This window comes from Pseudomonas graminis, from assembly GCF_004364335.1.
Classification (GTDB): domain Bacteria; phylum Pseudomonadota; class Gammaproteobacteria; order Pseudomonadales; family Pseudomonadaceae; genus Aquipseudomonas; species Aquipseudomonas graminis_D.
Map to the genome: position 1 here is coordinate 272,415 of NZ_SOCR01000004.1, position 12,872 is coordinate 285,286.

Consider the following 12,872-nt stretch of genomic DNA (forward strand, 5'->3'; position numbering starts at 1 on the left):
GTCGCTTTTTTTTGTGCCTGGGATTTGGTGGTTGCGACTGATCAGAGGTGACCAGTGTCCCCACTGGCCTCTTCCCGGCTAAAGCCGGTCCCACTAAAAGCAGCGCGTGCATCCAGCAGGAATGGCGGTACCACGACTGTAGGACCGGCTTCAGCCGGGAAGCCGTTGATCTGCTTTAAAAGCGCTTTTGATCTTCCTACCCAAAAAGCCCAAACACCGCAGAACGCGACTTGGGTGCAGGCTGAACGCAGGTCTCGCGCAGTGGGCCGAGCGGCATGGATGCCGCGAGAGCCGCCCCCCGCCATGGATGGCGGATGGCGGCGGGCCCACGGAGCGAGACCGGAGTGAAGGAACCCTGACGAAGGAAGGGCCCAACCAGGAGCAAGCACCCTTGGTTACTTGGGGTGCTTTTCCAAGTAACTCGCCGAAGGCGAAACCCGAGGCCGTTAGGCCGACGCCCTTGATCTGCTTTCAATCTCGATGGGCAGCGCAGGACTGTCACCCCACATCAATCTCCACCACATCCCCCACCAGCCGCACCGGCCATGTCCGCAGCCGCAGCGCCGCGTCCTCCAGACAGGTGCCATCCTCAAGCCGGTAATGCTGCTTATATAAGGGCGAAGCGATCACAAGGTCCCCGCCCAAACTGCCAACCAATCCCCGCCCAATCACATTCACCCCCGTCACCGGATCGCGATTGTCCACCGCAAACAACTGCGGCGCGCCACCAATGGACGCCACATAAAACAGCGCCACCTGCGCATTGCCCACCAGCGCCACCACCCCGGAATTCAGCACCAGATCCTCACGGGCACAGACAGCGCGCCACACCTGAGTCTTCGGCATCTCCATCACTGCCGCATTCGCCTGGCTCATCGTGCAACCTCCACAGCGGCAATCAGATTCAACTCTTCCGCGCGAGCCGGACGACGCTGGCTGCGCTCCTTGACGAAATGAATGTCCGGGTCAGCGCCCTTGTCGTTGACGAACGTGCGGAAGCGCTTGAGTTTCTCCGGGCTCTTCAGCGCGTTCGCCCACTCGCATTCGTAACGGTCGACCACCAGCTGCATCTGCGCCTCCAGTTCAGCAGCGAGCCCCAGGCTGTCATCGATCACCACGGCTTTCAGAAAATCCAGCCCGCCTTCAAGGGACTCGCGCCAGACCGACGTCCGCTGCAACTTGTCAGCGGTGCGGATGTAAAACATCAGCACGCGGTCGATGTAGCGAATCAGCGTCTCGTCGTCCAGATCGGTGGCGAACAGCTCGGCGTGGCGCGGGCGCATGCCGCCGTTGCCGCACACGTACAGATTCCAGCCGTTCTCCGTGGCGATCACGCCGATGTCCTTGCTCTGGGCTTCGGCGCACTCGCGGGTACAGCCGGACACCGCAAACTTCAACTTGTGCGGAGAGCGCAGGCCCTTGTAGCGGTCCTCTATGTTGAGCGCCATCTGCACGCTGTCCTGAACGCCGTAACGGCACCAGGTGCTGCCGACGCAGGACTTCACCGTTCGCGTCGATTTACCGTAGGCATGACCGGTCTCGAACCCGGCGGCAATCAGCTCGGCCCAGATGTCCGGCAGCTCGTGCAACTGCGCGCCAAACAGGTCGATGCGCTGGCCGCCGGTGATCTTGGTGTACAGGTCGTATTTCTTCGCGACCGCGCCGATGGCGATCAAGCCGTCCGCAGTGATTTCACCCGCCGGAATGCGCGGCACCACGGAATACGTGCCGTTCTTCTGCATGTTGGCCATGAACGTGTCGTTGGTGTCCTGCAGCGGCACCAGGGTCGGGTCCATGATCGGCCGGTTCCAGCACGAGGCGAGGATCGAGCCGACGGTGGGCTTGCAGATGTCGCAACCCAGATGGCCTTTGCCGTGGCGGGCCAGCATCTCGTCGAAGCTTTCAATGTTTTCCACGCGGGCGAAGGCGTACAACTCCTGACGCGTAAAGGGGAAGTGCTCGCACAGGCTTTTATCAACGGTGACGCCGCGGGCGATCAGCTCGTGCTCGAAGACGCTTTTGAGCAGCGCCGCACAACCGCCGCAACCGGTAGCTGCTTTGGTGCAGGCCTTGAGCCCGGCGAGGTCCGTGCAACCGCTGTCGATGGCCGAGCAGATCGAGGCCTTGCTGACGTTGTGGCACGAGCAAATGGTTGCCGTGGCGGGCAGGACATCGGCGCCAAGGGTTGGCGCGCCGTCGCTGTGGGGCAGGATCAGGCTCGACGGATCGGCGGGCAGTTTGATGCCGTTCTGCACGTACTGCAGCAAGGTGTCGTAATAACTGTTGTCGCCCACCAGCACCGCGCCGAGCACCTTTTTGCCATCGGCGGACACCACCAGGCGGCGATAGCTGCCGGTGGCCTCGTCGATAAACCGGTAGCTGCGCGCGCCCGTCAACGCGCCATGGGCATCGCCGATGGAGCCGACGTCGACGCCGAGCAATTTGAGTTTGGTCGACATGTCGGCGCCGAAGAACGGCTCGGCGTTCAGGTCGCACAACTGCGCCGCGACGTTGCGCGCCATTTGATAACCCGGCGCGACGAGGCCGAAAACGCTGCCGTTCCAGGCGGCGCACTCACCGATGGCGAAAATATCGGCGTCGCTTGTGCGGCAATGTTCGTCGATGGCGATGCCGCCGCGCGGGCCCAGGGTGAGTTCACATTGGCGGGCGAGGGCGTCTTGGGGGCGAATGCCGGCGGAGAACACGATCAGGTCAGTTTCGAGAAATTCATCGCCGGCGAAATTCATTCGGTAGCGGTATTCCTCACCCGCGCTGATGGATTGCGTCGCGCGGGACAGATGCACGCCCACACCGAGTGCTTCGATGCGCGCCTTCAGCGCGGCGCCGCCGTGGTCATCCAGCTGCACCGGCATCAAGCGTGGCGCGAACTCGACCACGTGGGCTTCCAGGCCCAGCGACTTCAGCGCGTTGGCCGCTTCCAATCCCAGCAATCCGCCGCCGACCACCACGCCGCGTTTCGCCTGGCGGGCGGCGGCGCGGATGGTGTCGAGGTCGTCCAGGGTGCGGTAGACCAGTCGCGAGTTGCCTTCAGCGCCTTCGATGGGCGGCACGAAAGGGTAGGAGCCTGTGGCCAACACCAGCTTGTCGTATCCAAAGCTGCCCTTGGCGGTGATCACTTCGCGCCGCGCCCGGTCGATTTCCAGCACTGGCACACCCAAGTGCAGCGCAAGCCCGGTCTGCTCATATAAAGAAGCAGCGCTCATCGCCAGTGACTCGGCATCGCGACCGCCAAAGTATTCGGACAGATGCACGCGGTCGTAGGCGCGCTGGCCTTCCTCGCCGAACACATGAATGCGATAGCGCTCAAGGGCGCCGGCGGCGATCAATTGCTCGACGCAGTGGTGACCCACCATGCCGTTGCCGATGACGATCAGGGTTTGGACGTCGTTGAGTGGGGCGACTGTGGTGTTCATATCGAGTCCCGGCCAAGGCCAATCAGGTTTTTTGAAAGCAAAAAAAAGGCGCCCGGAACCTCTCGGTTCCAGGCGCCTTTGCCTGTTCTTAATGGGCTGCCGCGCGACCACAGTGTCGACGCCAACCTGCTGAGCCCGATGCCGTGGACGGCTGGCGATCCGCGTTGACCGGCCAGGGCTGCCAACCGCGTATTCAGGCTGGACTTGATAAGGGACGTAGCAATGGCTGTGCCAGCCGGTTATGGGTGAGTCAGTCACGCCCGCGTACGGCGCGTTCTGCTCTTGATTATTCCCGCAGGGCGTAGGAGCGCGCTTGCCCGCGATCTGCAGGGAACCGGCAACCAAACCGGACACCTGGTTGTGTCAGACAGACCGGATTCGCCGTATCGCTGCCGCTGCGCGCCAGATCGCGGGCAAGCGCGCTCCTACACTCTATAGGGCATATGCACGATTGGAGTCGGTCTGAACCGGCACACAAACAGTGCGATTTCGCTCGGACCGCCCCATCGTGAAGCCAAAGCCGCCTGCGTGAATTCATCGCGTATCGGCGCCAGATGCCGTCTCCGCGTCACCCCGCCCGCGCTGGCCTGCCGTTTGCAATATCGTGCCCACAGGCAATCAACGCCGATTGCCATATTCACGACAAAGGCGCCGTGTGCTCTCCGTTTTTCAACGGATGAGAACAGGGCGTCTTTTTTTTGCTTTCAGGAAACGGAATATGGCGAGCAGCAGCGTAAAGAGCGTGTGTCCTTATTGCGGCGTGGGTTGCGGCATCGTCATGCAGGTCGAGGACCACCGGGTCATCAAGGTCGTCGGCGACAAGACGCACCCGAGCAATTTCGGCCGTCTGTGCACCAAAGGCACCACCTGCGGCCAGGCAATTGCTGAGTCGGGGCGGATGGAGTCCGCGTACATCCGCCATCAGCGCAGCCACGAGCCGGTGCGCGCGGAAATGGATGCCGCGATCAGCGAAACCGCCCGGCGCTTGCGTGGGATTCTGGATCGCGACGGCCCGGGCGCACTGGCCTTTTACGTCTCGGGCCAGATGTCCCTGGAGGCGCAATACCTGGCCAACAAGCTCGCCAAGGGCTTCGTGCGCACGGCCAATATCGAGTCCAACTCGCGGCTGTGCATGGCCAGCGCGGGCAGCGGCTATAAGCTCTCGCTAGGCGCGGACGGCCCACCGGGCTCTTACGATGATTTCGACAAGGCCGATCTGTTTTTCGTGATCGGCGCCAACATGGCCGACTGTCACCCGATCCTGTTCCTGCGCATGATGGACCGGGTCAAGGCCGGGGCGAAGTTGATCGTCGTCGACCCCCGGCGCAGCGCCACCGCCGACAAGGCCGGGCTGTTCCTGCAAATCAAGCCGGGCACCGACCTCGCGCTGCTCAATGGCCTGTTGCATCTGCTGATGGAGAACGGTGACACCGACGCCGATTTCATCGCCTCGTTCACCCAGGGCTGGGACGCCATGCCCGACTTCCTCGCCGGGTACACGCCCGCTTTCGTCGCGCAGATCACCGGCCTGGCCGAAGCCGACATTCGCCAGGCCGCGCGGATGATCGGCGCGGCGCAGGAGTGGATGAGCTGCTGGACCATGGGCCTGAACCAGAGCACCCACGGCACCTGGAACACCAATGCGCTGTGCAACTTGCACCTGGCGACCGGAGCGATTTGTCGGCCCGGCAGCGGTCCGTTTTCCCTGACCGGCCAGCCGAATGCCATGGGCGGCAGGGAAATGGGCTACATGGGACCAGGACTTCCCGGACAGCGCTCGGTACTGGTGGATGCCGATCGCCGCTTCATCGAAGAGCTCTGGCATATTCCGCAGGGCAGCCTCCCGCACACGCCCGGCGGCGGCACCATCGACCTGTTCGAACAGATGCGCGACGGCGTGATCAAGGCCTGCTGGATCATCTGCACCAACCCGGTGGCCAGCGTCGCCAACCGCACCACGGTCATCGACGCCCTGAAGACCGCCGAGCTGGTCATCACTCAGGACGCCTTCCTTGACACCGAAACCAATCGCTACGCCGATATCCTGTTACCGGGCGCGCTCTGGGCCGAAGCGGAAGGGGTGATGATCAACTCCGAGCGCAACCTGAACCTGACACAGAAAGCCGTCGATGCGCCGGGTCAGGCGTTGCCGGACTGGCAGATCATCGCCAGGGTCGCCTGTGAAATGGGCTTTTCCGACGGTTTCAGTTACGCCTCGGCAGCGGAGGTGTTCGAAGAAATCAAACAGGCGTGGAACCCCGCGACAGGCTATGACATTCGCGGCGCCAGCTATGGGCGGCTGCGGGATCAGTCGTTGCAGTGGCCGTGCGCGCCAGATGACGAGCGCACACGCAACCCGATTCGTTACCTCAGCGACGGCGGCGCGGGCCCGGTTGAAGAAGGACTGACGACACGCCCGGCGATCCTTTTTCCCACCGCAAACGGCAAAGCGCTATTTTTCCCACGTCCGCACATGATGCCGGCTGAATTGCCCAACGATGAATTTCCCATGGTGCTCAACACCGGCCGCCTGCAGCACCAGTGGCACACGCTGACCAAGACCGGGAAAGTGCCGACACTGAATGCGCTCAATGCGCGGCCGTTCGTCGAGCTACACCCCGACGATGCCTCTGCGCTGGGCATCCGTGAAGGCGATGGCGTGGAAATCCGTTCCGCACGGGGGCTGGCGGTGTTACCTGCGGTGATCAGCGACCGCGTGCTGCTTGGCAACTGCTTCGCGCCCTTTCACTGGAACGACGTGTACGGCGAACAGCTGGCGATCAACGCGGTGACCAACGACGCCGTCGACCCGATTTCTCTCCAGCCTGAATTCAAGTGCTGTGCGGTCGCCCTGCGCAAGGTCGAGCTGATTGGGCACCGCTTCCTTGATTTGCCCCAAACCGAGACCGAGACGCACACAGCACCCGAAAAGGTTCCGCTGTTGACGCTGCTCTGGGCATCCCAAACCGGAAATGCCGAAGCATTGGCCCGGCAGTTTGGCGACCACTTGATGGCTGCCGGCGTGGCGGTTCAAGTGGCGGCCATGGACAATTTTCCCTCCCAGCGTCTGGACCAGCTGCAGAACGTCGCGCTGATCAGCAGCACCTTCGGCGACGGCGAATCGCCCGACAACGGGCAGCGATTCTGGCAGTCACTGGCTGCCCGGCAAGAGCGTCTGGAGTCGCTGCGCTACGCCGTTCTGGCGCTGGGTGATTCCAGTTACGACCGCTTTTGCCAACATGGCAAGAACCTCGACCAGCGCCTGCATCAACTGGGCGCTTCCCCACTGCTCCCCAGAATCGATTGCGACAGCGAATACCAGGCCCACGCAGACAGCTGGTTCGCAGGGTTGCAGCAGGCGCTGTCGCTGAGTCTTCCTACTCCTGCAGTTGGCGACAACGCATCGGCTCCGGGGAATCAGCCTTCACGTAACCAGCCCCATTACGCGCGCTTGTCGCTCAACCGGCGATTGAATGCGGACGGTGCCGCCAAGGATACGCGGCAGCTGGCGCTGACCCTTGAGGGATCGGGCATGACCTACGAAGCCGGCGACGCTTTAGGGGTGTGGCCGCGCAATTGCCCTGAGCTGGTGAACGAGTTGCTTGAGCTCACCGGGCTGAACGCCGAGCAACCGGTGCGTGGCGTGAAGGCGTCTGACGTGCCGCTGCGTCAGGCGCTGACCGAACAGTTCGAAATCGCGCGACCTGGAGCAGACACCTTGGCGTTCATCGCCGAGCGCAACGGCAGCCACGACCTGAAAACCCTGCTGACCGAACCCTTCAAAAGCGAGCTGAAGGATTGGCTGTGGGGCCGGCAGTTGGCGGACGTGCTGCGCGAGTTTCCGATTGCCTGCTCTGCCAATGAGTGGCTTGACCATCTCAAGCCGCTGCAACCGCGGCTTTATTCCATCGCGTCGAGCGCCAAGGCGCATCCCGATGAAGTCCACCTGACGGTTTCTGCCGTGCGCTACGGCCCGCGCAAGGGCGTGTCGTCGACCTTCCTGGCGGATCGTGCGGGGGAGTGCAAGGTGCCGATTTTCCTGCAGCCCACGCGGCATTTTCGCCCACCGGTCGATGGTGATGTGCCGATGATCATGATCGGCCCGGGCACCGGCGTGGCGCCGTTTCGGGCGTTTCTCCAAGAGCGGCGCGCCCGGGGCGATCGGGGCCGTAACTGGCTGTTCTTCGGCGAGCAGCATCAGGCCACCGACTTTTATTACCGCGACGAGCTTCAAGGCATGCAGCAGGACGGTCTGCTGACCCGGCTCAGCCTGGCGTTCTCCCGGGATCAGGCGGAGAAGATCTACGTTCAACAACGCATACAGGAGCAGGGCGCCGAACTGTGGCGTTGGCTGGAGGAGGGCGCACACCTTTACATCTGCGGCGATGCCTCGCGGATGGCCCGGGATGTCGATCAGGCACTGCGCCGCGTGATCAGCGAACAGAGCGGCGTCAGCCTGGAAAAGGCGGCGGAGCAGTTGCGCTGTCTGACCGAGCAAAAGCGCTATGTCCGGGACGTGTACTAGCGCCGTTCGCTCACCCCGTGGCCGGGCGCTGAACCTCAACTGAACGAATTTCTCGATCAAACAAGAAAACCTTTGGATACCTGAACTTATCTGCCTTTTCTCCCTCTCATGCCGGTAGCCATTGATCGCGGCAGCCTGATAAGCTCGCGGCTTTACTCGTTTGCCCTATTGGCGCATGAACAAGGAAACAGAATGAAACAGCATCGGTTGGCAGCGGCGATTGCCCTGGTCGGTCTGGTACTCGCGGGCTGTGACAAGCAAGCCAGCACCGTTGAGCTGAAAACCCCGGCCCAGAAAGCCTCTTACGGCATCGGCCTGAACATGGGCAAAAGCCTGGCTCAGGAAGGCATGGACGATCTCGATTCCAAAGCGGTAGCGCTGGGTATCGAAGACGCCGTTGGCAAGAAAGAGCAGAAGCTTAAAGACGAAGAGTTGGTTGCAGCGTTTGGCGACCTGCAAAAACGCGCTGAAGAGCGCATGGCCAAGATGAGCGAAGAGTCGGCAGCCGCCGGCAAGAAGTTCCTCGAAGAAAACGGCAAGCGCAAGGAAGTCACCACCACCGCTTCCGGCCTGCAGTACGAAATCATCAAGAAAGCTGACGGTCCCGTGCCGAAGCCGACTGATGTCGTGACCGTTCACTACGAAGGCAAGCTGACTGACGGCAAAGTGTTCGACAGCTCTGTTGAACGCGGCAGCCCGATTGATCTGCCGGTGAGCGGCGTGATCCCGGGTTGGGTTGAGGGTCTGCAGCTGATGCACGTAGGCGAGAAGGTCAAACTCTACATCCCTAGCGAATTGGCCTACGGCGCGCAAAGCCCTAGCCCCACCATCCCGGCGAACTCGGTTCTGGTCTTCGACCTGGAACTGCTGGGCATCAAGGACCCTGCAGCAGCAGGCGCCAATGATGCAGCTGCCGGCGCTGATGAAGAAGAAGAGGCTGCCCCGGCAGCTGAACCGGCCAAGCCAGCCGCCAAGAAGTAATCGTTCGTCAGTCCGGTTACCGCTTGAAAGAAATGCCCCGTCTCGACGGGGCATTTTCATTTCCGCCTCTTTTTGATCGAACCGGCCTGGATGGGCAGAGTCCCATGTCGGACAGTGGAAGGGCTTTAAGCCGGGATTTGTCGGAGGCTGCGGGGCGTTGGCGGGCGAGTTGATCGGTCCTTGGTTAGCGCCACTGGCCCCCTGAGTCAACGGTTTTCGCAGGTTTTTATGTGTGTAAAAAACGCGCGATCTAAGTCCGGACCCGGTAGCACGGGCCTTGCGGCCCCGAAAAACGGGTCTGTTCACACGGTTATCCACAGTTTGTGTGGATAACCTTTGGGTGCGGAATCGGCGTACGACTCGGTAGGCTGCCGCGACACACGCAGTAATCCAGCAGGTCGATTTTTATCGGTAATCGTGGAGTGGATATGAAAGCACCCTGGAATCTCATACGTTATCTGCCCATGGCCAAGCGCCTGATGGCGGCAGGTCGCCTGCCCGCATTGCTGTTTGCCGTCGCAGGTAAAACGGCCAGCGAGGGCGGTCGGTTGGGCAAGATCAAGGACGATTTGAAACTGCTTCAGTCCTTGTGCCTGGCCTACTGGCGCGGGGAATATCGCGCCATCAGCGGTAAGGCAATTCTCTCGATCGTGGCCGGTCTGATGTATTTCCTCAGCCCTCTGGATGCGATTCCTGACTGGATTCCGGGTCTGGGGATGCTGGACGACATCGCCGTGCTGGCGTGGGTGATGAAACACCTCGAGGCCGAGCTCAGCGCTTTCCGTGCCTGGCGCGAATTGCAGAACCCGGAAAAGCTCGCCGTGGTTGAGCGTTTGCCGGCAACGCCTGTCTTGCTGGAGCATGAGAAAAAGATATGAAGACTCGTTTGTCCGGCTTGTCGCTGAAGCCACCACTGTTCCGGTGATTCCTCATATCCCGGTAGCCGCCAACCACTGTTAAGATGCCGCCCATACTTAGAAAAAGACTGTGTAAAAGCGTGTTTTTGTCCTACAGGGGTGTTGGTATGGATCTTCAGGTTATTTCGCGCGACGGAGAGCCGGAATATGCGGTGCTGCCATGGGCGCAGTATCAGGCCCTGTTGCGTGCGGCGGGTGTCGCCCGTGGCCCGGAGTCCGTGGCGGCGATCCACACCGAGGCCGAGTCCGAGCCGTCGTCGCCCGCTGCCGACCTTCCTTATCTGTCTCAACTGGGTGCATTGCGCGAGGCCAAGGGCGTGGAAGTGGCGCAACTGGCCCGCGCGGTCGGCATCAGCCCCTCTTACCTCGACCTGATTGAAAGCGGCGTCCGTGAGCCGGATGCGGCCATTCGCCGAAGCCTGGCGTGGGAACTGGGTGTTGCGGGCTGGCGGGGTGAGGCATGAGCGTGCGCATCAGTCGCCAGCACTGGGACGGGCTGCTCGCCGAGCTGGACCTGGCCCGCCGCCAGCGTCATTTGGTGACCTATCGCGCGTTGCTGGAGCGGTTGCAGTTACCCACCCCCGCCATGCAAACCCTGACCGCTGCCCTTGAACACCTCGCCGCCCTTGACGCCCGCGCCGAGCAGCCATTGCGCAGTTCGTTGGTGATCAGTCAGGGCGCCAGTCGTCTGCCTCGCACCGGGTTCTTTGAATGCGTCGAACGCCTCGGGCGGTTCTCCGGCCCTTCCGACGGAATCGCTGCCGCCTCCTGGCACGCCTCGGAAGTCGCCCGTGTGTTTGAGTTCGAGTACCCGCAGCCGAGCAAACCTGAGTAGTCCTGGATCCTGTCAGATGCAATCCAATCTGGATGCAGGCGGTATCTGAATGCCACGGCGAGTCCACCAAGAATCCAATGGCGAACGAATTCACACACGTACGCACCGACGTCACGATCCAAAGGCGACCACGAATTTGTAGGAGCCGGCTTGCTGGCGAACCGCGATCTGCCAGACGACATGAATGCGCCTGACCCAACGCATTCGCCAGCAAGCCGGCTCCTACAGATCGAGGTGGCGCCAGCTGTCATCGGTAATGACCCGTCCCTCGCTAGCCCCTGTCGAACATTCCATCCCGCCGTGCATTCGAATGTTGCCCTGAATTCAACATTCGCACGCACCGACGTCACGATCCAAAGGCGAACGTGAATTCACACACGTACGCACCGACGTCACGATCCAAAGGCGAACGTGAATTCACACACGTACGCACCAACGCCACGAATCCAATGGCGACCACGAATTTGTAGGAGCCGGCTTGCTGGCGAACCGCGATCTGCCAGACGACATGAATGCGCCTGACCCAACGCATTCGCCAGCAAGCCGGCTCCTACAGATCGAGGTGGCGCCAGCTGTCATCGGTAATGACCCGTCCCTCGCTAGCCCCTGTCGAACATTCCATCCCGCCGTGCTTTCGAATGTTGCCCTGAATTCAACATTCGCACGCACCGACGTCACGATCCAATGGCGAACGTGAATTCACACACGTACGCACCAACGCCACGAATCCAATGGCGACCACGAATTTGTAGGAGCCGGCTTGCTGGCGAACCGCGATCTGCCAGACGACATGAATGTCCCTGACCCAACGCATTCCCCAGCAAGCCGGCTCCTACAGATCGAGGTGGCGCCAGCTGTCATCGGTAATGACCCGTCCCTCGCTAGCCCCTGTCGAACATTCCATCCCGCCGTGCATTCGAATGTTGCCCTGAATTCAACATTCGCACGCACCGACGTCACGATCCAAAGGCGAACGTGAATTCACACACGTACGCACCGACGTCACGATCCAAAGGCGAACACGAATTTGTAGGAGCCGACTTGCTGGCGAACCGCGATCTGCCAGACGATATGAATGTGCCTGACTCAACGCATTCGCCAGCAAGCCGGCTCCTACAGATCGAGGTGGCGCCAGCTGTCATCGGTAATGACCCGTCCCTCGCTAGCCCCTGTCGAACATTCCATCCCGCCGTGCATTCGAATGTTGCCCTGAATTCAACATTCGCACGCACCGACGTCACGATCCAAAGGCGAACGTGAATTCACACACGTACGCACCAACGCCACGAATCCAATGGCGAACACGAATTTGTAGGAGCCGGCTTGCTGGCGAACCGTGATCTGCCAGACGATATGAATGCACCTGACCCAACGCATTCGCCAGCAAGCCGGCTCCTACAGATCGAGGTGGCGCCAGCTGTCATTGGTAATCGCCCGACCCTCGCGGGCCTGAAGCCGTGTAATCCAACCCAGTGCATCAAACCCATATGGCATCCCACAGCGGATAATCCTGCACCCGACTTACCAGCCCCGCGCGGATGGGGTTTGCAATGATGTAGCGCGCGACGCTCTGCAGGTCTTCTTCGTATCGGATCGCCCGATCGTGAAAGCCCCGCTGCCAGAATCGACCCGACCGGTCGAGCGATTTGTTCACGTTGCGAGCCGTGTGCGATTTCACCCCTAACACCAGGATTTCCAGCTCACACTCGCCCAGCTCCACGAGCCAGTGAAAGTGATCCGGCATCACGACCCACGCCAGCGAGTTCACAAGGCCTTGCGCCTGTGCATCACGAAACTGATGTACGAGCAGTCGGCCCATTTGCCAGTTTCCAAAGAAGCACTGCCGTTGATGGGTCACCGCCGTGATGAGTTAGATTTGCCCCGACTGGGAATAGCGCCCGGTCCGTAACCGTCCTGCGTGATAGACCTTTGGCACGGAATTCAGCCCTCCTGTCTGGCGAAAGTGCGGGAAGGCTAGTGCGGGGCTGTCTCTTCTGCGTTCGGGTTATGGTTCAAAACATGACGTGAGCGTGGAAGATTTTTGTGGGAGGGCGGGTTTGGGTGGGCGAGGGCGTTGTGTCAGTTAATGTATCTGTGACAGCCGCATCGCGTTCGCCAGCAAGCCGGCTCCTACGGATTGAGGGTAAGCAAGCAACCCTTGCATTGGTCTGGCCACCGCA

General features: G+C 61.3%; 7 protein-coding genes and 1 pseudogene. 5 read left to right on the forward strand and 3 right to left on the reverse strand.

Going from position 1 to position 12,872, the window contains the following annotated elements:
• Positions 1 to 498: 498 nt before the first annotated feature.
• Positions 499 to 876, reverse strand: a complete 378-nt coding sequence (nirD, locus tag EC919_RS08840) for a nitrite reductase small subunit NirD (protein WP_133773097.1) — start codon at positions 874 to 876, stop codon at positions 499 to 501.
• Positions 873 to 3,434: a nitrite reductase large subunit NirB gene (nirB, locus tag EC919_RS08845; protein WP_133773099.1), complete on the reverse strand. Its 2,562-nt coding sequence runs from the start codon at positions 3,432 to 3,434 to the stop codon at positions 873 to 875. The genes nirD and nirB overlap by 4 nt, the downstream gene beginning before the upstream one ends.
• 718 nt (positions 3,435 to 4,152) lie before the next feature.
• On the opposite strand from nirB, the gene EC919_RS08850 reads away from it, so the two are divergent.
• The 5 genes from EC919_RS08850 (at position 4,153) to EC919_RS08870 (ending at position 10,692) form a co-directional block, all read left to right on the forward strand.
• Positions 4,153 to 7,959: a bifunctional nitrate reductase/sulfite reductase flavoprotein subunit alpha gene (locus tag EC919_RS08850; protein ID WP_133773101.1), complete on the forward strand. Its 3,807-nt coding sequence runs from the start codon at positions 4,153 to 4,155 to the stop codon at positions 7,957 to 7,959.
• Positions 7,960 to 8,151: 192 nt separating this feature from the next.
• A complete protein-coding gene (locus tag EC919_RS08855) occupies positions 8,152 to 8,940 on the forward strand; it encodes an FKBP-type peptidyl-prolyl cis-trans isomerase (protein WP_037013885.1) in 789 nt (262 codons plus the stop codon).
• 428 nt (positions 8,941 to 9,368) lie between these two features.
• Positions 9,369 to 9,818: a YkvA family protein gene (locus EC919_RS08860; protein WP_074890601.1), complete on the forward strand. Its 450-nt coding sequence runs from the start codon at positions 9,369 to 9,371 to the stop codon at positions 9,816 to 9,818.
• A gap of 146 nt (positions 9,819 to 9,964) precedes the next feature.
• Positions 9,965 to 10,321, forward strand: a complete 357-nt coding sequence (locus tag EC919_RS08865) for a helix-turn-helix domain-containing protein (protein ID WP_133773103.1) — start codon at positions 9,965 to 9,967, stop codon at positions 10,319 to 10,321.
• Positions 10,318 to 10,692 carry a hypothetical protein gene (locus EC919_RS08870; protein WP_133773105.1) on the forward strand — a complete coding sequence of 125 codons (375 nt, stop codon included), beginning with the start codon at positions 10,318 to 10,320 and terminating at the stop codon, positions 10,690 to 10,692. The genes EC919_RS08865 and EC919_RS08870 overlap by 4 nt, the downstream gene beginning before the upstream one ends.
• A gap of 1,477 nt (positions 10,693 to 12,169) precedes the next feature.
• Here the strand turns inward: EC919_RS08870 and EC919_RS08875 are convergent.
• Positions 12,170 to 12,628: pseudogene (locus EC919_RS08875) on the reverse strand (REP-associated tyrosine transposase).
• Positions 12,629 to 12,872 lie beyond the last annotated feature (244 nt).

What these genes read in the sequence shown, in the direction of transcription:
- nirD (WP_133773097.1), bottom strand. Translation starts at nt 876, where the DNA reads ATGAGCCAGGCGAATGCGGCAGTGATGGAGATGCCGAAGACTCAGGTG.
- nirB (WP_133773099.1), bottom strand. Translation starts at nt 3,434, where the DNA reads ATGAACACCACAGTCGCCCCACTCAACGACGTCCAAACCCTGATCGTC.
- EC919_RS08850 (WP_133773101.1), top strand. Translation starts at nt 4,153, where the DNA reads ATGGCGAGCAGCAGCGTAAAGAGCGTGTGTCCTTATTGCGGCGTGGGT.
- EC919_RS08855 (WP_037013885.1), top strand. Translation starts at nt 8,152, where the DNA reads ATGAAACAGCATCGGTTGGCAGCGGCGATTGCCCTGGTCGGTCTGGTA.
- EC919_RS08860 (WP_074890601.1), top strand. Translation starts at nt 9,369, where the DNA reads ATGAAAGCACCCTGGAATCTCATACGTTATCTGCCCATGGCCAAGCGC.
- EC919_RS08865 (WP_133773103.1), top strand. Translation starts at nt 9,965, where the DNA reads ATGGATCTTCAGGTTATTTCGCGCGACGGAGAGCCGGAATATGCGGTG.
- EC919_RS08870 (WP_133773105.1), top strand. Translation starts at nt 10,318, where the DNA reads ATGAGCGTGCGCATCAGTCGCCAGCACTGGGACGGGCTGCTCGCCGAG.